General features: G+C 35.5%; 17 protein-coding genes and 1 tRNA gene. 10 read left to right on the top strand and 8 right to left on the bottom strand.

Features of this window, described 5'->3' with window-relative positions; all coding sequences use genetic code 11:
• Positions 1-363, top strand: coding sequence for a glyoxalase (locus ACTIEI_RS12530; protein ID WP_439506635.1), 363 nt, complete (start codon positions 1-3; stop codon positions 361-363).
• 51 nt (positions 364-414) lie between these two features.
• Positions 415-1119, top strand: a complete 705-nt coding sequence (locus ACTIEI_RS12525; protein ID WP_439506634.1) for a hypothetical protein — start codon at positions 415-417, stop codon at positions 1117-1119.
• Here the strand turns inward: ACTIEI_RS12525 and mqnE are convergent.
• The 4 genes from mqnE to dnaE all read right to left on the bottom strand — a co-directional run bounded on the left by mqnE (position 1100) and on the right by dnaE (position 7681).
• A complete protein-coding gene (gene mqnE, locus ACTIEI_RS12520; protein ID WP_439506633.1) occupies positions 1100-2251 on the bottom strand; it encodes an aminofutalosine synthase MqnE in 1152 nt (383 codons plus the stop codon). The two genes, ACTIEI_RS12525 and mqnE, sit on opposite strands and share 20 nt — an antisense overlap.
• Before the next feature lie 29 nt (positions 2252-2280).
• Positions 2281-3510: a NupC/NupG family nucleoside CNT transporter gene (locus ACTIEI_RS12515; RefSeq protein ID WP_439506632.1), complete on the bottom strand. Its 1230-nt coding sequence runs from the start codon at positions 3508-3510 to the stop codon at positions 2281-2283.
• 45 nt (positions 3511-3555) lie between these two features.
• Complete coding sequence (gene trxA / locus ACTIEI_RS12510) at positions 3556-3873, bottom strand: thioredoxin (protein ID WP_439506631.1); 318 nt, start codon at positions 3871-3873, stop codon at positions 3556-3558.
• 133 nt (positions 3874-4006) lie between these two features.
• Complete coding sequence (dnaE, locus tag ACTIEI_RS12505) at positions 4007-7681, bottom strand: DNA polymerase III subunit alpha (RefSeq protein WP_439506630.1); 3675 nt, start codon at positions 7679-7681, stop codon at positions 4007-4009.
• 94 nt (positions 7682-7775) lie between these two features.
• Here dnaE and ACTIEI_RS12500 point away from each other — a divergent pair, with 94 nt between their 5' ends.
• Positions 7776-8471 carry a C40 family peptidase gene (locus ACTIEI_RS12500; protein WP_439506629.1) on the top strand — a complete coding sequence of 232 codons (696 nt, stop codon included), beginning with the start codon at positions 7776-7778 and terminating at the stop codon, positions 8469-8471.
• Here the strand turns inward: ACTIEI_RS12500 and ACTIEI_RS12495 are convergent, their stop codons facing one another.
• From ACTIEI_RS12495 to msrA, 3 genes are read right to left on the bottom strand one after another with little or no spacing between them, the layout of a single operon-like run.
• Complete coding sequence (locus ACTIEI_RS12495) at positions 8472-9962, bottom strand: lipopolysaccharide biosynthesis protein (protein WP_439506628.1); 1491 nt, start codon at positions 9960-9962, stop codon at positions 8472-8474. It lies immediately after the preceding gene.
• Between the two features lie 5 nt (positions 9963-9967).
• Complete coding sequence (locus tag ACTIEI_RS12490; protein WP_439506627.1) at positions 9968-11668, bottom strand: M1 family metallopeptidase; 1701 nt, start codon at positions 11666-11668, stop codon at positions 9968-9970.
• Positions 11669-11700: 32 nt separating this feature from the next.
• Positions 11701-12357, bottom strand: coding sequence for a peptide-methionine (S)-S-oxide reductase MsrA (gene msrA, locus ACTIEI_RS12485; protein ID WP_439506626.1), 657 nt, complete (start codon positions 12355-12357; stop codon positions 11701-11703).
• A gap of 194 nt (positions 12358-12551) precedes the next feature.
• Here msrA and ACTIEI_RS12480 point away from each other — a divergent pair, with 194 nt between their 5' ends.
• The 5 genes from ACTIEI_RS12480 to ACTIEI_RS12460 are packed head-to-tail and all read left to right on the top strand — an operon-like array spanning position 12552 to position 19172.
• The gene (locus ACTIEI_RS12480) at positions 12552-13028 is read left to right on the top strand and encodes a hypothetical protein (protein ID WP_439506625.1); all 477 of its coding nucleotides are present in this window, start codon (positions 12552-12554) and stop codon (positions 13026-13028) included.
• 45 nt (positions 13029-13073) lie between these two features.
• Entirely contained in the window at positions 13074-15182 is a 2109-nt protein-coding gene (locus ACTIEI_RS12475) for an endonuclease MutS2 (RefSeq protein WP_439506715.1), read from the top strand.
• Positions 15183-15224: 42 nt separating this feature from the next.
• Positions 15225-17150, top strand: a complete 1926-nt coding sequence (locus ACTIEI_RS12470) for a gliding motility-associated C-terminal domain-containing protein (RefSeq protein WP_439506624.1) — start codon at positions 15225-15227, stop codon at positions 17148-17150.
• Between the two features lie 3 nt (positions 17151-17153).
• Positions 17154-17609 (top strand): YhcH/YjgK/YiaL family protein, encoded by a 456-nt coding sequence (locus ACTIEI_RS12465; RefSeq protein WP_439506623.1) that lies wholly within the window; start codon positions 17154-17156, stop codon positions 17607-17609.
• A 42-nt stretch (positions 17610-17651) separates the two neighbouring features.
• A complete protein-coding gene (locus tag ACTIEI_RS12460) occupies positions 17652-19172 on the top strand; it encodes a sulfatase family protein (protein ID WP_439506622.1) in 1521 nt (506 codons plus the stop codon).
• Positions 19173-19280: 108 nt separating this feature from the next.
• Here the strand turns inward: ACTIEI_RS12460 and ACTIEI_RS12455 are convergent.
• A tRNA-Ser gene (locus tag ACTIEI_RS12455) sits at positions 19281-19368 on the bottom strand.
• An 83-nt stretch (positions 19369-19451) separates the two neighbouring features.
• Here ACTIEI_RS12455 and ACTIEI_RS12450 point away from each other — a divergent pair.
• Positions 19452-21278 carry an ABC transporter ATP-binding protein gene (locus tag ACTIEI_RS12450; RefSeq protein ID WP_439506621.1) on the top strand — a complete coding sequence of 609 codons (1827 nt, stop codon included), beginning with the start codon at positions 19452-19454 and terminating at the stop codon, positions 21276-21278.
• A 123-nt stretch (positions 21279-21401) separates the two neighbouring features.
• Positions 21402-21860 carry a DUF3276 family protein gene (locus ACTIEI_RS12445; RefSeq protein WP_439506620.1) on the top strand — a complete coding sequence of 153 codons (459 nt, stop codon included), beginning with the start codon at positions 21402-21404 and terminating at the stop codon, positions 21858-21860.
• The last annotated feature ends 36 nt before the right edge of the window (positions 21861-21896 follow it).

The following is a 21896-nucleotide window of genomic DNA, read 5'->3' as shown; positions in this document are numbered from 1 at the left end:
ATGAAACCAATCTCAATACGTCCTTTTTTTGGTGCCAAGCATTTTGATCTTAGTCGTGAATTTTATAAAGACTTAGGATTTAAAGAACATATCATTTCCCCTAATTTAAGTGTATTCCATTACCTAAGTATTTCGTTTTACTTACAGGATGCTTACGTTAAAGATTGGGTAGACAATACCATGGTTTTTGTGGAAGTAGAAAACGTAGATGATTTTTGGGCTGAGCTACTCTCCTTAAATTTAACGCATAAATATCCGATGGTTCGTTTAGTTCCACCCAAAACTTTAGATTGGGGAAAAGAGTGTTTTGTGCACGACCCTTCGGGTATACTTTGGCATTTTGGTACATTTAAAAATGATTAATTTATTTATACTAATCTATTTTCTTGAACGCATTAGTTTAAATTGTCCCTCATGAAAAATAGCATAGTATTAATTTTATTTACTTTAAGCGCTCATTTTGCCTTTGCACAGAATCAATGGTTTAAATTATACGAAGATTCAACTTCATTAGTTAATGATGGTAAAGCAATAACAGCAACTTTTACAAATGACATTCAAAAAATAAAACCAAGTATTACTTTTTCAGTTAACACAGTACTCAATACTACTCCTTATTTGATTTTTTATTGGGGTGAAAATGGTGAAAGAACTGCCAACTTACCCAAGTGGGATCAAGTGATAGAACCTCAAAAACAATTTTTTTATCAAGTAGCTGGAAGTGAAGCTGCTGGAAAAGATATGTTTAGACTATTCTTTAATGGTTTTTATTTACCACATGAATTAGGGCATGCTTTAGAACATATAACAAAAGGAAATTTAAAAGGATCTTATCAAGAAGAATATTTTGCTAATATAGTTGGAATGCTTTGGTGGAAGAAACATGGCAAGGCAAAAGAACTAAAGGACTGTTATGAAGTGGCCAAAAAGGTATGGGCAAAATTACCCAACCCAATTCCTGCAGGAAGCACCATGGAAGATTTTTATACTGCCAATTATCAGAAAGCAACAGAAGATCCCTTTATATATGGATATATGCAGTTTAAACAATTCATACAAGTGTATGAAGATAAATCTCTCCCAGACTTCGATACTTTTATTAAAACGTATCTAAAATAGCATCGCTGTAATCCTTAATTTCATTGTATAAGGTCCCACGTTCAATTGGTTGTCGTCTTACCTGTTTGATTAATTGAACCAAGTCGGCAGTACTCATGGTTGGTGTTTGTTCTTCGCTACCAGCCATTGCATAAATTTTGGTAGTATCATCAATGGTACCATCAATATCATTCACCCCAAACGATAAAGTTAATTGGGCATTTTTTCTTCCCAACATTGGCCAATAAGCTTTAATATGGTTGAAATTGTCTAAATACAATCTGGAAACTGCATACATTTTCATGTCTTCCACAATGGTACTTTCTTCAACATTGCTCATATCATTGTCTTTGTTGCGAAACTTAAGCGGAATAAAGGTATTGAACCCACCTGTTTCGTCTTGTAAGCTGCGCAAACGATCCATATGATGTATACGATGCCAATAAGATTCAATATGACCATAGAGTAGCGTAGCATTGCTGTGCATGCCTAATTCATGAGCTGCCTTATGTATAGCCAACCATCCATCAGCATCCACTTTGTCTTCACAGATTTTTTTGCGGATGTCCGGATGAAAAATTTCAGCGCCCCCACCTGGTAATGAATCTAATCCAGCTTCATGCGCTAAACGCATTCCTTCAGCTACAGACACTTTGGCCTTTCTGAACATATAATCTAACTCAACCGGGGTAAATGCTTTTATATGTAATTCAGGGCGATGGGCTTTGATTGTTCGCAGTAATTCTAAGAAGAATTCCATATTCATTTTAGGATGTACCCCTCCAACAATATGCACTTCTGTTACTGGCTTGCCATCGTAACTTTTAACAATATGCATCATTTGCTCTATGCTTAATTCCCAGCCTTCCTCACGATTTGCATATAGTTTAGAATAGGAGCAGAATGCACAAGAGAAAACACAAACATTAGTAGGTTCTATGTGAAAATTTCTATTAAAATAAGTTTTGTGTCCGTGTTTTTGTTCTCTTACCCAATTAGCAAGGGCACCCACAAAAGGAAGAGTGGCATGTTCAAATAAAGCAACACCTTCTTCAAAACTAATGCGCTCTTTGTTTAATATTTTGTATCCAATGGATTGTAATTGTTGATTTTTCTCGGCGTCTACCAATACCTTAACTGATGCTGTATTCATGGCTCCAAATTTTGTGCAAATTTACACTATTAGAACATCAGAATACCTGCAATTGTTGCAGATAAATATGAAGCGAGTGTTCCGCAAAGCAATGCTCTCAATCCTAACTTAGCTAAATCTGCCCTACGAGTAGGCGCCAACTCTCCAATTCCGCCGATTTGCATACCTACACTACTAAAATTGGCAAAACCACAAATAGCAATACTTACAATTAATAATCCTTTTTCAGAAACAATAGGAATAGCTTTGGTAGTTAAATTATTAAATGCCACAAACTCATTAATGGTTAATTTTTGCCCCAACAAAGAAGCCGCATTGGCTATATCTACTTGAGGAACACCCATTGCCCAAGTCATCGGATAAAATATTTTACTAAAAATGACATCTAAAGTAACTCCAGGTATAATTAAACCAATACAGTAGTTAATTAATGCAATCAATGCAATAAATCCAATCAACATAGCAATTACATTCAATGCTATTTTCATACCATCACTGGCTCCATGAGAAATTGCATCAATAATATTGCTATATGGGCTTTTTACTTCCAGCTTTACTTTGCCCATAGTTTGGGACTCTTCTGTTTCTGGAAAAACGATTTTAGAAATAACCAACGCCCCTGGTGCGGCCATTAAACTAGCAGTAAGTAAATATTCGGCTTTGGCTCCCATATTGGCGTAAACAATCAAAATACCACCTGCAATACAAGCCAAGCTACCACTCATACTAGCGAGTAATTCACTTTTGGTCATGGTACTTAAATAGGGACGTATCATTACCTGTGCTTCTACTTGACCAACAAAAGCCGAAGCAACATTACTGAGTGCTTCGGCTCCGCTTACGCGCATGATAAAATTCATGGCTTTGGCAATTACAGATACAATAAACTGCATTACCCCAAAATGATATAAGATGGCTACTAATACACAAACCAAAATAATGGTTGCAGTAACACTAAATGCAAATACAAAACCACCTTGACTAAAATTCTTTACTCCATCTGGTGCATTTACCATGATGCCACTGTAAACAAAAGCTACGCCTTCTCTTGCAAACCGTTCAATTTTTTCCATCCCATGACCGAGCATCTGAAAAAAGCGGGTGACAGGGGGAACTTTCAACACCATTACTGCAATAAAAATTTGTAGTAATATTCCGCTGAAAACTAGTCTGAAGTTAATTCTTCGCTTGTTATTAGAAAACAAAAATGCAATGCCCAGTATCAGTACAATCCCAATAATTCCTTGAAACCTTTCCATATACAATCAGTTAGTAATAGATTAGGTTTGAAAGATACGGAATCACTACATGTGTGCTTGAATTTTTTTATCTAAAACTGATTTTGGAACAGCTCCAATTTGTTTGTCAACAATTTGACCGCCTTTTATAAATAAGATAGCAGGGATTGAAGTTATACCGTAGTTCACACTCAAATTAGGGTTATGATCTACGTTAACTTTGCCAACATTGATTTTACCATCATACTCTTTAGATAGTTCTTCAATAACTGGTCCGATTGCTCTACATGGTCCACACCATTCTGCCCAGAAATCTACCACAGTTAATTTATCGCTATCCAATACGGTTGCTTGGAAATTCGCGTCTGTTAATTCTAATGCCATATTTATTGTTTTATATGTTTATTTTAATCAAATTTACTACCAAAGCCATGGAACTGCTCTTTTGACTTTTCCACCAATGTGATTAGTTTGTTTTGGCTGATTATGCTGCCATTGGGGCAGTAAAAAACACCAATTACCCAACCAGGCCTACTTTCACATCAACATCTAAGTTATTCATCAGGTATTCAGCCATTTCCTCATTCATCTGAAAACCACGTTCAATCGTATACATACTGATTTTTAAATTTTCCTTAGGCTCCATAATATTGATGCGTAGGGTACTTTTTCCGGGAAAACGCTTTAAATTATTTTCAATAAAACGAACCATTTCTGAATTTACTGCAGAAGGGTGCATATTAATTTCCACAGAGCGGGTCAACTGTTGCTTTGCTGTTTCTAGCAAAGACATACTGCTAATTTTGAATTCAAATAAATTGGGTTGATTATAACGATTCCTAAAATATCCATTTAACAGAATATTCTGCCCTTTTTCTAAATAGTCCTTATATTTTATATAATCTTCACTCCACAACATATATTCTGTCTTCCCGCTATAATCTTCAATTACGAAAGATCCAAAATTCTTACCCGTCTTGGTCATACGATGCTGCACATCGGTTACTAATCCTGCTATACGATACATTTTACCTAAACTTGCACCTTCAGTTAAAGCATCTTTGATTTCATTAAATATGGCAATACTGGTAATCTCGTAGTGCATTAATTCGAACTTGAAATGATCTAAAGGATGTCCACTCATGAACATACCAGTTACTTCTTTTTCATAATTCAATAACTCAGTTAATGTCCAAGGCTCACAAGGAGCTATTTTGGGTTTGGGAACATGCATGGCACCAGGCAAATCACCAAATAGGGTATTAGTTGTACCAGAGCTTAAACTCTGTTGAACTTGTCCATAGTTCACAATTTTTTCTAATCCATTAACTCTTTCTCCGTCTACTGTATTAAAATATTGCGCCCGATGCAATTCAGGAAAACAATCAAATGCACCTGAATACACTAAACTTTCTAGTGATTTTTTGTTGACCGACTTTTGTAGCACTCTTTGAACAAAATCAAAAATATCCAAATAGGGGCCGTTCTTTTGGCGCTCTGTGATGATTGATTCGATGGCCATTTCACCCACGCCCTTTAATCCCCCCAAACCAAATCGTATTTCTCCCTTAGCATTTACTGCAAAGCCTTTGAGTGATTCATTGATGTCTGGCCCAAGAACCTTTATACCCATGCGTTTACACTCCTCCATAAAGAATGTAATCTTCTCAATATTTCCTTGGTGGTTCAATACTGCCGACATGTATTCTCCTGGATAATGTGCTTTTAAATAAGCTGTTTGGTAGGCAACAAAAGCATAACAGGTAGAGTGCGATTTATTAAATGCGTATTGAGCAAACGCTTCCCAATCGGTCCAAATTTTTTCTAGTTTATCGGCTGGATGCCCCTTGGCTGTTGCACCAGAAATAAACTGTGCTTTCATTTTATCGAGTACCGATTTTTGCTTTTTACCCATTGCTTTACGCAACACATCGGCATCTCCTTTTGAGAAGCCTGCTAAACTTTGGCTCAACAACATTACTTGCTCTTGGTAAACAGTAATACCGTAGGTATCGCTTAGGTATTCCTTCATTTCATCAATATCATAGCTGATGGCTTCTCTACCATGTTTTCGATCAATGAAATTGGGAATATAAGCTATTGGCCCTGGTCTGTACAGGGCATTCATTGCAATCAAATCATTAAAATGATCGGGCTTTAATTCTCGAAGGTATTTTTGCATACCCACACTTTCAAACTGGAATGTTCCATTGGTTTGTCCACTCTGGTATAATTGAAAGGTTTTTTCGTCATCCAATGGAATGGTGTCTAAATCAATGGTTACCCCATGATTTAATTTAATTAATTCTAAAGCGGTCTTTAATATCGAAAGGGTTTTTAAACCCAAGAAGTCCATTTTAATTACGCCCGCATCTTCAATAATACTTCCTTCAATTTGGGTAACCCATAAATCGGAATCCTTAGCTGTTGCTACTGGAATTAAATCGGTTAAATCTCTTGGTGCAATAATGATTCCTGCTGCATGTATACCCGTATTTCGTACCGATCCTTCAAGTCGTTCAGCTTCTCTTAATACCTGAGCACGAATGTCAGAGCCTTTATAAATTTCTCTCAGTTTTTTTACATTATCTATATCTTCTTGCTGATACCCTTCTTTTTCTTCTAATGATTTAGGGCCCTCTTTTATGGTGAGGGGGGCCTTTAGAACCCTTGCTAATTCTGTTCCAGGTTTATCGGGTACCAACTTGGCCAGCATATTACTTTCTGCCAATGGCAAATCCAATACTCGAGCAACATCTTTAATGCTCATTTTAGCAGCCATCGTGCCGTAAGTAACAATTTGCGCTACCTGACTCTTACCATATTTCTGCACCACATAATCGATTACTTTCTGGCGGCCCTCGTCGTCAAAATCCGTATCAATATCGGGCATGCTCTTACGATCCGGATTTAAAAAACGCTCGAATAGTAAATTGTATTTAATAGGATCAATATTGGTAATTCCAATACAGAATGCAACAACCGAACCTGCTGCAGATCCACGACCGGGGCCAATAAATACCCCCATATCTCTACCAGCTTTTATGAAATCACTTACAATTAAGAAGTAACCGGCAAAACCCATGGTTTTGATCGTAAACAATTCAAAGTCTATGCGTTCTTGAATTTCAGGAGTAATCTCATTGTATCGATGTTTAGCTCCTTCATAAGTCAAATGCTTTAATAGTTCCCATTGATTTAAATTGGCATCTGTATGAATTTGAAATTCTTTGGGAATAGGGAAGGCGGGGAGGAGTATATCCTTTTTTAAATTCAAAACCTCTACTTTGTCTACAATGCGATTGGTATTATCTAATGACTCAGGAATATCATGAAATAGCTTGGCCATTTCATCTTGGGTCTTAAAATAGAATTGATCGTTAGGAAATTTGAAGCGACGATTTTTGATTTGTACTTCATCATTAACAAAGTCATCAAAACCAGGAGTGCTTTGTTTTTCACCTGTGTTAATACATAATAAAATATCATGCGCATTGGCATCATCTTGGTCTACATAATGACTATCATTGGTTGCAATGACGGGCACATTGTATTTTTTAGAAAACTTGAGAAGGGTATTATTGATTAGTTCCTGCTCCTTTATATTATGCCTTTGAATTTCAATATAATAGTCTTCTCCAAATAAATCTAACCACCATTTAAATTCTTGTTCCGCTTTTTCTTCACCATGGTTTAATATAGTTTGCGGTACATAAGCTCCAATACAACAAGTAGTTGCAATTAATCCTTCATGGTATTGAGTGATCAATTCTTTATCAATTCTAGGATATTTACTATACATTCCTTCAATATATCCGAGAGAAGTAAGTTTTACTAGATTTTGATAACCAATTGCGTTTTTAGCCAACAATACCTGATGAAATCTATTGTCTTTTGAATCTTTTGTAAATGTTTTAATATGTCGATCCTTAACCACATAAAATTCACAACCTACAATTGGCTTTACCACTGGTTCTAAAATATCTTTCCCGTTAGCATCTTTGCCAACTACCTTAGTATTTTTCCATGCTTGACTTACAAAGTCAAAAGCACCAAACATATTTCCATGATCTGTTATTGCCAATGCTGGCATATTATTAGCCGCTGCTTTTTTATACAACTCATCAATGGGTGCTGCCCCATCAAGTAGTGAATATTGTGTGTGTACATGTAAGTGAGAAAACTGCGACATAATTCAATAATAATTGACAAAGTTCGGTCATTGTATAGCCATTACAAAGCTGCAATTTTCCACATTAGCATAAAGGAGTTAAATTGCAGGCCGTATGAAATGTAAATCATATATCAATTTAATATTGTTACTCATTATAATTAGCAGTTGTAATACGGTTAGGAATATTGTTCATAAGGATCAATCTGCCAAAAAACCGTCGACCAAAGTATATTCTAACGAAAAAAGAACCTTTATTAATGGGATTGAAGTAACCCTGGGTACTGTTACAACCACCAAACACAAGACCACTAGTACCGCTACAACTGCCAATAAAAAGTGGAATACAAGTGGCGGAAATCCTCCCTCAAAAGCGGAGCTTGAAAAAGCCAATTGGTTGCAAATCAAATATGCTATCATAATGGATTTGCCAGCAGAAGAATTAACCAATATTCCATTATTGGAATTGATGGATAAATGGTGGGGAACCCGTTATTGTATTGGCGGAAGCACAATGAACTGTATTGACTGTTCGGCATTCACACAAGTAATCATGAAAGAAGTATATAATATCCAGTTGCCTCGAACTTCACAAGAGCAATTTAATATGATGCAACCAATTGCCATTGATGAATTACAAGAAGGTGATTTGGTTTTTTTTAATACAGGAGGAAGAGGAATTTCTCATGTTGGGATTTATATAAGAAACAATAAATTTTTACACGCATCTACTTCACAAGGTGTAACCATTACTGACTTGGGAGATAAATATTGGAATCCCAAGTTTAGGGGTGGAGGAAGAATGCGTTAACTATTTCTTGAACCGTTGAATGAAATTATGGTACAACTGTCCTGCATCTGGGGTTAGTTTTAATTTAAATATAGCTACTATCATTAACCCTGAAAATAATACACTACGTGAGACTATACCAGCCCAACCATGCATATTTTGAAAAATAAAATAGCTAATACCAAAAGCACCTATAGCAACTCCTAAGGCAAGAATTGTTTTTACATCAAAAGGTTGCATCTTAAATTTTTGCCTTAAAAATTCGAAGCGAATAAAATTATAAAAGCTGTAAGCGAATAATTCTGCGAATGCAGAACCTATAATACCATAGTGCATGATTAAATAATAGGTAAGAGGCAATCTAAAAGCCAATAAGATAACCCCACTAATAAAATCAAATTTCCAATAAGTAGAAGTATTAATCACCATTGCATTCAATCCTGTTCCTGCATCAATAATTCTTACCATACTTAGAATAAAAATAGTACCCAATCCCGCTTCATACTCTTTTTGAATATGTAAAACGCGCATTCCATCAGCCACATTTAACCAAAGATTGCCGAAAATGAATAAAGCCATGATTAACAAATTAATACAAGATCGTTTATAAATTCTCTTGATTTCATTTAAGTCTTTATCCTTCCATGCACGTGAAAGTACGCCTGCAGAAATTGCTTGTATACTACGTTGTGGCACTTGAATTAAATTGGCTGCATATTGAGCCAATCCAAAAACTCCCACAACGGCCAACCCTTGAAATTTAGCAATGATAAAACTATCAATTGTTGCTGCAATAGAAGCTATCACAGTACCGCTATAAATTAACACCTGCATCCCCAGCATTTTCTTCCAAAATTTTTTAGTAACCCTACTGATTGTAGTAGGAAAATGTAGCTGTTGGGTTGAGTACAAATAAGTGGCGAGAATTACAAAAATCAATAAATATAAAAAAGCAAAAAAGAAGATAAATGATTCAAAGGGGATTAACTTAAAATAATACAATGCAATTAATACACTAGTAAATATTCTTAAACCTGTCTCCTTTAAAAAATTAGAGAATACAGTTTTTTGTAATGCCCAACAAAATCCTTCTAGTACAGAAAAAAACAACATCCCTAAGGCAAAGGGAAACATTAAATAATAATAGTCTACTATCAACTTAGACTTTTCATAAAACTGGGCTTCAAATACTGGCCTAAAATACCATCCAGCCAATAAAACTAAAATGAATCCAAGCAATGCCGCTAGCATGCCCCAAGTCATTAAATCAATTTTATGCTTTTCTAAATTATCTTTATAATAAGGATAAAATTTATAGATAACAGGTATTACGCCTAATGCCCCAAAGGCATACATATTCTGGGCAAAATCAAAAAATATTCTGGTGAGTGCAAACTGCTCTAAAGTAAATGAACCATCCTTTGTATAAATATACATATTAATGGCGCCTATTAAGAATCCTATATAGACTAATAAACTAGAAATAATTGTTTGCTTCCGAATGGTTCCCATGCGCACTAATTCATTTTAATCTGTACTTCTTTTCTACCGTTGATATTTATGTAATAATAGTTCTCAATTTTTTCTAAATTCAAATTATCGATTTGCGAAGGAGTTAATTGAATGGTTTGCCATTGATCTACTTTTGGTTTTAAAACTAAAACTTCCTTGCCTGCTTTAATTTGTAAAGGAAGATAAAAATCTTTTACAGCATTTGAATAGCGATACTTCAACGTCTTGCCATCCATAGACGATATGTAATCAAAAGAGGGGACTTGAGTGGTTGTTAAATATTGCGCAAAAATTCCCTTTACTGAATAGCCTGCATACAAAGAGATTTCTTTTTCTATCATTGGAGTGGTAACAATTTGATGATAGAATTTTTTATTCAAGTGTCTTAACAGCTGTCTTAATTTTTCATCATTATTCATACTCATTCGAATGCTATGCAACATGGCAGAAGCCTTTGGATACATATCTCCACTACCAGTATTATGGACATTATAGACACCCAAAATAGGCTTATCATTTCGGATATTTTTTCTAGCACCTTTATTATAAGCTGAACCTGCTTCTTTTCCACTTAGCCATTCAGTAAACAATGTTTCAGAATAATTGGTAAAGCCTTCATGAATCCACATATCAGCTATATCCTTAGATGTAATATTATTTCCAAACCATTCATGCCCACTTTCATGAACAACAATAAAATCCCACTTTAATCCCCAACCAGTTCCTGATAAGTCTCTTCCTAAATAACCATTCATATATTTGTTTCCATAGGCGACATTACTTTGGTGTTCCATACCCAAATAAGGGACTTCAACTAATTTAAATCCATCTTGGTAAAAAGGATATTTTCCAAACCAATGTTCAAAACATTTTAACATTGGTTTTACTTGTGCAAACTGCCTTTCTGCTTCTTCCTTATTTTGGGGTAATATATAATAATTCAAATCGAGTTTACCCCCTTCACCAACAAACTCATCTTTTAAATGAATATATTTTCCAATATTCATACTTACACTATAATTATTGATGGGTTCTTTAACCTGCCATACCCAAGTTTTAGTAGCATCCTCGTGTTGAATGGTATTGATTAATCTTCCATTAGAAACATTCATTAAACTATCTGGTACCCTTACCGAAATGGTTACGCCTTTTTCAGGCTCATCATACTGGTGGTCTTTACAGGGCCACCATACACTGGCTCCCAAACCTTGGCATGAAGTTGCCACAAATGGGTTACCCAACTCATCTTTTGTCCAACTAATACCACCATCCCAAGGAGCCCTTATTGCTTCCCTAGGAACTCCATGATAATAAATCTGCACCAATCCCTCCGTATTGGCCTTCATTCCAAAAGGCATATTGATCATAGCCACATTGGCTTCTCTAGTATAATTGAGTGACTGACGCTTTTTCCCTAAATAAAAAACACTATCAATCAACAGAGGCTGTTGCAAATCAATTTGCATCCGTTTGCCCTGTCTGATAATTTTGAATTGTATCTTTACCGACCCTTCAATGGCCTTATTTACCAAGTTAGGGCGCACCTGAATATCATAGTGTTGTAAATTCCACCAGGCTCTTTCTGGGGTAATGGATCCCCTTAATGTATCAGCCTTAGTAAATTGGGGTTTGTTAGATTTTTGAGCCATCGTAGCAAAGGGCATCAAAAGGATCAAACAGATTTTTAGCAAAGGATTTCTATTCATTTGCTAAATGTAGCATATTCAGAAAAGAATCTTTACTGCTTCTTCAATTTGTCTTTAAACACTTTTTGAAATTTTTCCAATTTAGGGGCTATAACAAATCGGCAATACCCTTGATTTTGATTATTATTATAATAATTCTGGTGATAATTTTCGGCTGGATAAAAGTTTTTGAACGGTTCAATAATCGTTACAATTGGTTTAGACCAAGCACCACTTTTATCTAATTCAGCCTTATATTTTTCTGCTTTTTGCTTTTGTTCTAGGTTATGATAAAAAATAGCAGATCGATATTGAGGTCCAATATCATTTCCTTGCTGATCCATGGTAGTTGGGTCATGTGTTTTCCAAAACACTTCTAAAAGTTCATCATAAGAAATAACCTTGGGATCATAAACAATTCTAGCTAATTCAATATGTCCAGTATTTTTATCACAAACCTGCTCATATGTCGGATTTTCAATAAAACCGCCTCCATATCCACTGATAACTTCTTTAACTCCTTTTAAACGCTGGAAAAATGCCTCTGTACACCAGAAACAACCCTCTCCAAATGTTGCAGTATCAGTAATGGTATTCATCATTTTAGGATTTATTTGTTTGCTAATTATTGGTTTGTTTGAATCTTCTGCAGCTGCACAAGAAAATAACAGAATCGAAAAAGCAAATGCAATTGAATAATATTTTTTCATTATCTAATAATTGGCAATTTGATTATACTACAAACCGATTGGTATTTTTGTTGAAATATCAACTTTTTGGAGGCAAATAGGCCCATGATAGAGACAATATAGATTAAAAATTGATAATTTAAGTTAAATTTGTGATACCCTAATATGTCATACCCTAAAATTCTATGAGCTTTCAATCTCAATTCTGGAAATATATGTCTCTGCGCTTAGAGTCGCTACTGCTGGCCATGCCACTGATGCTATTCTTTGCCTTATACCATTTCTATGATGCGCTCAGTATTGATCCGTATTTTGGAGTTTCGGTGCCTTTTATCCTTAGCACCAATATTTTAGTTTTTCATATTCCGATTTTCTTAATTCCTTATCTGATGCACCGTTTCATGCGAGACCAAGATAAAGGACATATTTTGGTGAATATATTGCATGTAGCCCTTTCGATTTTTCTTCTAATTGCGTTGATGTTTACGTATCAAGTTATCCAAGGGGCTTCACCCAAAAGAAGTGAATCAGTATTTGATGTTCCAGCAAGTAAACTTTGGATGGAAGCAACAATGGCAACTTATATTATTTTAGGAGCCCAGATACTCATGCAAATTTCTTTTGTATTTTATTCAATTAATGTCTTGTTCCCTTCCAAACAAAAACAGCCAGTTCCGAGTTATTCATTTTAATTATTGGGCACAATGTAACTTTGCGCTCAGAAACTGGCTTTTATGATGCGATTATATCCCGAATCGGCTTTAACACAATTAGAATTTGACAAGATAAAAGAATTGTTGGCGGCCCTATGCAATACCGATTATTCTAAAAACAAAGCCAGTCAATTGCGCATTCATACCCGCAAAGATTTCATAGACAGAGAACTAAGACAGGCTTACGAGTACAAACTCATTCTTTTACAACAACAATATTTCCCCTCTGACTTTACAGCTAATATTAGTAAAGACATCAAACTATTGTCTATACCTGGTGCATTATTGGTGGGAGAACAATGGATGATGATTAAAAAACTAACAGAAAATATGGGCACCATTTTTCGTTGGTTTGATAATGAACGCCGAATGGCTTTTCCAGCACTAACACAGGTTTTAAGCGATAGCTATTACGAAAAGCTCATAGTAGAACTTATTAATGAAGTTTTAGACGATTCAGGAGTAGTGCTAGATAATGCATCCCCTGAATTACAAAAAATTCGGATGAGCCTTTATAAAAAAAGGAATGAGCTAAGGCGGGTTTTTGAAAAAATGGTTCAAAAAATGGCCAAAGCAGGATACACTGCAGATATTGACGAAAGTTTTAGCAACGGAAGAAGGGTAGTAGCCGTTTTCTCTGAATACAAAAGACAGGTGAAAGGAATTTTACATGGAGAAAGCGATAGTCGCAAAACGGCATTTATAGAACCAGAAGAAACTATAGAATTAAATAACGATGTATTTGCTTTAGAAAACGAAGAGATCAAAGAAGTTCAGAAGATATTACGCGCTTTAACTACTCGATTATCGGTATACGCACCGCTACTCCAACAATATATTCATATCATAGGAGAGTATGATTTTATACGAGCCAAAGCAAAACTGGCAATGAATATGAATGCACAATTACCCAATGTAATTGACAAAGCAGTAGTCCAATTGATTGAAGCATATCACCCTTTACTATTTTTATACAACAAGGAGTCAGGTAAAAAAACCATTCCTGTATCCATTCATTTAGACGATAAAAATAGAATACTCGTAATTAGTGGTCCGAATGCCGGTGGTAAAACAGTAACCATGAAAACCATCGGGCTTAACCAAATGATGTTACAAAGTGGATTGTTAGTTCCTGTACATCCAGATTCTCAAATGGGTATTTTTAAGCAACTTTATATACATATTGGCGATACGCAAAGTTTACAATTTGAATTAAGTACTTACTCAAGCCATTTAATGCATATGAAGCATTTTATGGAGAATGCCAATGGTAAAACACTTTTCTTTATTGACGAATTAGGAAGTGGTTCAGACCCTAATCTGGGCGGAGCTTTTGCAGAAGTGATTATGGAAGAATTAGGTCGTAAACATTCATTTGGTGTAGTTACAACTCACTACTTGAACTTAAAAGTAATGGCGAACCACACGCAAGGAATTTTAAATGGTGCCATGCAGTTTGACGAAGTAAATCTTCAACCAATGTATAAATTAATCATTGGCAAACCAGGTAGCTCATACACATTTGCTATTGCAGAAAGAATTGGCTTACCCAAACACTTGATTAGTCGGGCTAGGAAATTGGTAGAAGAAGATCATTTTAAATTAGACAGATTACTCAATCGAACAGAACAAGATTTGCAACATCTAGAAAAAGAGAAGAAAGAACTCAATCGATTAATGAAAGAAAATGAACGATTGAAAAAAGAAATGGAGCAGGTAATGAATAAGGAGCGCCATTTACAACAAGTTGAATTGCTTAAAAACCAAAATAAAATTACAGAAGAGCGATTGCAGTATTTAAAAGATATGGAGCGCAAACTAAAGCAAATTGTGCTTGATTGGAAAAAGTCAGAAAATAAGAATGAGGTAGTTAAGAACTTACAAAATTTGTTATTCAAACAAAAAGAGACTATCGTAGTAAATAAATTAGCCAAAAAAGTTGATAAAAAATATAAGGAACTAAATACATTAATCACATTAGGAACACTAGTGAAACTGAAGAAAAACTATCAAGTAGGAGAAGTAAAAGAAATCCGAGGAAAACGTGCAATTGTTCAAATAGGCGCATTGCCCATTAACGTTGAATTGGCAGATTTAATACCTGTTGAGAAATTACCCGAACCAGCTAGCTAATAGTTAAAAGGATTCTGTATTTTACAGACTGAAGTTTTAAGTGTGAGATATCTTTTCCTTTTTTTATTGTTATCCATTTTATCTAGTGCGCAATCTCAACTTTGCACTGGCACACTCGGCGACCCTGTGGTAAATATCACATTCGGCAATAAAAACACACTTGCCGGACCTTTAAGACCAGGGATTACCAATTTAGGATATGTAACAGGTTGTCCGATAGATGGCAATTATGCAATTACCAATTCAGCCTTTGGATGTTGGGGTAGCACTTGGCATGATATCACCAAAGACCATACTGGAGACGAAGAAGGAAGATTCATGTTGGTGAATGCAACCAATGCGCCAAGTGTATTTTATGTTGAAACCATTACTGGACTTTGTGGTAATACCACTTATGAATTTGGGGCATGGGTAGCCAATGTATTAAAGCCCTCTAGTTGTAGTGGAACTGGCACTAAGCCTAATTTAACTTTTACTATTGAAACAACAAATGGAGATGTATTGGCGACTTACAATACAGGTAATATTGGAGAAGATGCTCAATTAACTTTTAAGCAGTATGGTTTCTCATTTAAGCCACCTATAACCGCTTCATCCGTTGTACTCAAAATCACCAACAATGCTGGAATCGGTTGTGGAAATGATTTGGCAATTGATGATATTACATTTAGACCATGTGGTCCATCAATGAGTGCCAGTATTGATGGGGTGCTAGGCTTTTCAAAAAACAGTTGCTTTGATAGCCAATCCAATATTCTTTTGAATATGAGTATTGGTTCAGGCTATATCAATCCGAGCTTTCAATGGCAAATCAGTACTAATTTGGGCGCTACCTGGTCAGATATTACTGGAGCCAATAGTTCAAGCTATACGAGAATACCTAGTGCTGTAGGAAGGTTTCAATACCGATTATTAGCGAGTGAGTCAATATACGCAGGAGTAGCTTCTTGTAAAACTGCATCCCTACCGATAACTATTCAAATTAATAATAGCGCGCCAAGAATTGGCAACCAAACAATCAATCAATGTATTGGAGGCAAAGTTGATTTAATTGGTGCCTCTGGATCTGGGGGAAATCTTACTTATCAGTGGACTGGACCAAATGGATTTGCATCGAATGTAAAAAATCCAACACTACCTAGTATTCGATCAGGAGATTCAGGTACATATATCGTAAGAGCAATAACCACAGAAGGATGCTCTGCAAGCGATACAATATTGGTGAAAACCTTTAAAGCAATCAACGGATCGTACAATGGAAATAATATTATTTGTTTGGGAGATAGTTTGCTTTTAAATGCTCTTGGAACTTATCAGTTTGAATGGTATAATAATACAAGAGCAATATTGAGCACAAATAGTGTATTAAGAGCTAAACCAACTGATACAACTCAATATCAACTAGTATTTAGAGATATAGTAGGTTGTTTTGATTCAATCAACATTCCTGTTTATGTAATAAAACCACCAATAGTTGAAGCAGGCCCTAATAGGACAATCCTTAAAGGAAGCAATACAACATTATTGGGGAGTATAACCGGCCAAAATAGTGGATTTACTTGGTTCCCTGTATTCAACATGCAAAATCCAAGCAGTTTAACCCCTTTGGTCAATCCAATCAATACCACAACTTATTCTTTGATGGCTTTTGGTATTAATGGATGCTCAATTGTACAAGATACTGTTCAGGTCAGGGTATTTGTAAGTTTAAGCCCACCCAATTCTTTTTCGCCTAATGGAGATGGCATCCATGACATTTGGCTGGTTGGGGGATTAGAAACCTATCCTAATTCGGAGTTAACGATTTTTAATCGAGCTGGTCAAATAATGTATCAATCAAAGCCCTATTTTGAAGGTTGGGATGGAAAATTTCAAGGTAAAGATGTACCCATTGGGGTATATTACTATATCATCAATAGAGGAAATGGAGAACCCTTATTATCGGGAAGTATTTATTTAATGAGATAAATTATGATTTTAGATTCCATTGATCGCTTACACTCGTATGTTACACTTCATCCAAGATTTGCAAAAGTGATGGAATGTTTTGCAGCATTTGATTATGAGGCTTTAGCACCCGGAGAAATTAAATGGGATGGCGAAGAAATTCAAGCCATCATCATACACGATCAATTGGTCAGTGAAAAGGAATCTACCGATTATTTCGAATGCCATAATACTTATATAGATATTCAAATTGTATATGAAGGGGTAGAACGAGTAGGATGGAAGTCTCGTTCTAATTGTTTGATGCCTCGGGGTGAATACAGTACAGAAAAAGATGTATTATTTTATGAGGATTCTCCTGAACTATTTTTTGAATTGAGGCCAGGTCATTTCGCGATCTATTTCCCCAATGATGTGCATGCACCCATGATAGGAGAAGGGGCAATTAAAAAAATGGTCATTAAAGTAAAAGTGGGATAAAATTAGGGGCAATTCAGTAGCTTCAAATCTTAACAACTGCATATGAAAAATCTAATTTTATTAGGAATATTGACCTTATTCGTATTATCAACCAATGCCCAACGCCCCAATATTGTATTAATCATTTCAGACGACCATTCTTATCAAACTATTAGCGCTTATGGTAGTAAGTTCATGCAAACACCTAATATAGATCGTATTGCTAAAAATGGGGTTCGTTTTGATAAAGCTTATGTTACCAATAGTATTTGTGGGCCAAGTAGAGCGGTAATTTTAACGGGAAAATACAGTCATAAAAATGGTTTTAAAGACAATGCCAATTCTAGTTTTGATGGGTCACAAAATACATTCATTAAAGAATTAACAAATACAGGATATCAAACTGCTTGGATAGGTAAATGGCATTTACAAACCAACCCACAAGGATTTTCTTATTGGCAAGTTCTGCCTGGACAGGGCAGCTATTTTAATCCAGATTTTTTGTTGATGAATGGAGAAAGAAAACAAGTGGAAGGCTATGTAGCTGATGTGGTAGAAGATGCTGCTGAAAAATGGCTAAACGAAAGAGATACAAGCCAACCTTTTTGTTTGGTGATTGGACATAAAAATACCCATCGTACTTGGATGCCAGATATAAAGGATTTACGGATGTTTAATCAAACTACGATTCCTCTTCCTGCTAACTTTTACGACAGTTATGAAACACGGGCTGCCGCTGCGGTGCAAGACATGACAATTGACAAAACGATGCGCATGGGGTATGACTTAAAAATGTTTGAAAATAAGGAGGAGGAAAGCAAAGAATTGTCAATTAAAAGAATGACGTCAACCCAAAGGCAAGCTTATATGGCATTTTATGATTCAGTAAATCTTGATTTAAAATCGAAAAATTTAAGTGGTAAAGCTTTGATTGAATGGAAATACCAACGCTATATGCAAGATTATTTAGCTACTGCTGCCTCTTTAGATAGAAATATTGGCCGCACGTTGGATTATTTGGACAAACATCAGTTGTCTAACAATACTATTGTTATTTATGTTAGCGATCAAGGATTTTACATGGGCGAACATGGTTGGTTCGACAAAAGATTCATGTATGAAGAATCTTTTAGAACACCCATGGTAATGCGATATCCGGGTGTTATAAAATCGGGAACGATAAATGACCAAATGGTGATGAACTTAGACCTTGGTCCTACATTACTAGATGCTGCAGGCATTAAGGTACCTAGCGATATGCAGGGGAAATCATTTTTGCCTCTTGTTAAAGGCACTTTTAAAAAGGGAAGAAATGCTATGTATTATCACTATTATGAAAATGGGGAACATGCCGTTTCGCCTCATTTTGGTATAAGTACGGGGCGTTATAAATTAATTCGATTTTATACGCGTGTAAGTGGTTGGGAACTGTTTGATTTGGAAAAAGATCCTAGTGAAATGACCAATATTTATGGACAAAAAGGATTTGAAAAAATCACGGCAAATTTGAAAAAGCAATTGGCAGAATTGATTGATCAATATGAAGATTTAGAAGCCAGCACTATAATGAAAGCAGGAAATTAGCTTCGCCACACCGCTCACTTTCATTTTTATTTAGTTCGCTCTGCAAAGCAAGCTTTGCTCGCTCCCTAAAACAAAAATGCCAGCCTATGGCTGGACATCTGTTTGTTTTGGCGGAGAGCGAGGGATTCGAACCCCCGGACCTGTTACAGTCAACAGTTTTCAAGACTGCCGCAATCGACCACTCTGCCAGCTCTCCGCGGCAAAAGTAAGGGCTGATTTTTTTTTATCCAAAACTTATTTTAATACAAGGTTATATTTGTAAAAATAATTTTGATTGGATTGAAAGAACTGGCATCGTTAAATCATTATTTCTGGAAGTATCGTAAGCGTTTCTTTATTGGGATCTTCTTTGTTATTACCTCCAATTACTTTGCGGTTTTAGCACCACAGATAACGGGATACGTTATTAGCCTCGTACAACAAAAATTACCAGGAGCTAAGCCTCCACTGCCATATAATGCGCATGACGGCATTGTAAATAGTTTTATCCAACTAATCAATGGCTTTGAATTTAGTTTTGGCTGGTTGATTGCCATTTGTAGCTTATGTATTTTACTTATCGCAATTATTAGGGGAATTCTTATGTTTTTTATGCGACAGACTATTATTGTAATGAGTAGGCATATTGAATTTGACCAAAAAAATGAAGTATATAATCAGTATCAGCGCTTGAATACTGCTTTTTATAAACAAAATAGCACGGGCGATTTAATGAATCGTATTTCGGAAGACGTGAGTAGGGTTAGAATGTATACAGGTCCGGCAGTCATGTACTTGATTAACCTCGTTACACTAATTGGATTTTGCCTAGTGAATATGCTGAGCAAAGATATTAATCTGACATTGTTGGTATTGGCCCCGCTCCCCTTATTAGCTATCACTATTTACAAGGTTAACAGCATTATCAATAAAAAAAGTGAATCTATTCAGGAAAATTTATCCATTTTAACAACCAACGCGCAAGAATCTTATTCAGGCATAAGGGTGATCAAATCATTTGTTCAAGAAAAAGCAATGTTGGGCTTTTTTAATCAGAATAGCGAAAAATATAAAGCCAATGCCATTAGCTTGGCCAAAGTAGAAGCATTGTATTTTCCAAGTATGGCCTTGATGATTGGAATAAGTACGCTAATTACCATATTAATAGGGGGTATGCAAGCAATGGAAGATCCAACAAAAGTGGGTACAATAGTAGAGTTTGTTATATACATTAATATGCTAACCTTTCCGGTAAGTGCCATTGGATGGACTGCAAGTATGATACAAAGAGCAGCAGCATCACAGAAAAGATTGAATGAATTTTTAGAAATTGAACCTGCAATAAAAGATCATCCAACCATATTAGAAGTGGAACCTGTTTCAGGAACTATTGAATTTAACAATGTAAGTTTCACCTATCCGCATACTGGTATAAAAGCATTACAAGAATTGAATTTGCGGATTGAAAGAGGACAGAAAGTACTGATTTTAGGTAAAACGGGAAGTGGCAAATCTACACTCGCACAATTACTTTTAAGATTTTATGAACCAAACAAAGGGTCTATTTATATTGGATCTAAACCGCTGCACTTATTTAGTTTAAAACAATTGAGAAGCAGTATCAGTTATGTACAACAAGATGTGTTTTTATTTAGTGATACGGTAGCCAATAATATTCGTTTTGGAGTAAGTGAACACACAACCATTGAGCGAGTGCAAGAAGCAGCTAAAAACGCAAGTATTCATGAGGAGATCATGGGTTTTGAAAACGGATATGAAACATTGATTGGCGAAAGAGGGGTAACATTAAGCGGCGGACAAAAGCAAAGAATTTCAATTGCTCGATCCCTGATTAAAGAACCAGAAATTGTTTTATTTGACGACTGTTTAAGTGCCGTAGATGCAAAAACGGAAAAACATATTATTGGACATTTATACGAATATTTAAAAGCAAAAACAGCATTAATCATTACACATAGGATATTTGCTGGGTTTAAATTTGATCAGATTATCGTTCTTGAAGATGGAATAATTATTGAACAAGGAACCCATGAACAACTGATGGATATTAATGGCTACTATGCTGAATTGTATAAATTGCAATTAGAATCTTCCCATCGGCAATAGTTCAACGTTCAAACTTTAATAAAAGCTAATTATTTTGTTTGATTATTTCTTCATTTTTTTTGGTAATTCGGAAACAACTCCTATTTTTATTCATTAACAAACTGTTAACCAAATAAATAAACTGTGGCGTACGAGAACAACGAAAAAAAAATGGAGAGTGTGTATAGCACCCGCATCCGTGCAGGAAAGAGAAGAACTTACTTTTTTGATGTAAGATCAACACGTGGCAATGATTATTTCTTAACCATTACTGAGAGCCGTAAGCGCTTTGATAATAATGGTTATGACCGTCACAAAATCTTTCTGTACAAAGAAGATTTTAACAAGTTTATTAAAGCATTGGGCGAAGCGGTAGACTTTGTGAAAACAGACTTAATGCCTGACTTTGATTTTGATGCATTTAACCATGAGTATCCAGAAGGAGAAGGTGATGGTGATCAATATACACCAGAACAAACTGATGTAGCTGCACCATCTGTTGCTGAAGAAGCTGCTGAATACACTTCAGCTCCTACAAACACAGCTAGTTCGGAAACTCCAGTTGTGAATACTACTGCTACAGAAGAAGTAGACAAGTGGTAATAGAAAACACACGATTGCTTGCTTAAATAAAAAACC

Source organism: Sediminibacterium sp. (assembly GCF_051860225.1).
In the GTDB taxonomy this organism is placed as follows: domain Bacteria; phylum Bacteroidota; class Bacteroidia; order Chitinophagales; family Chitinophagaceae; genus Sediminibacterium.
Note: the sequence above shows the minus strand (reverse complement) of the source record. Positions and strands in the feature narration are given on the sequence as shown.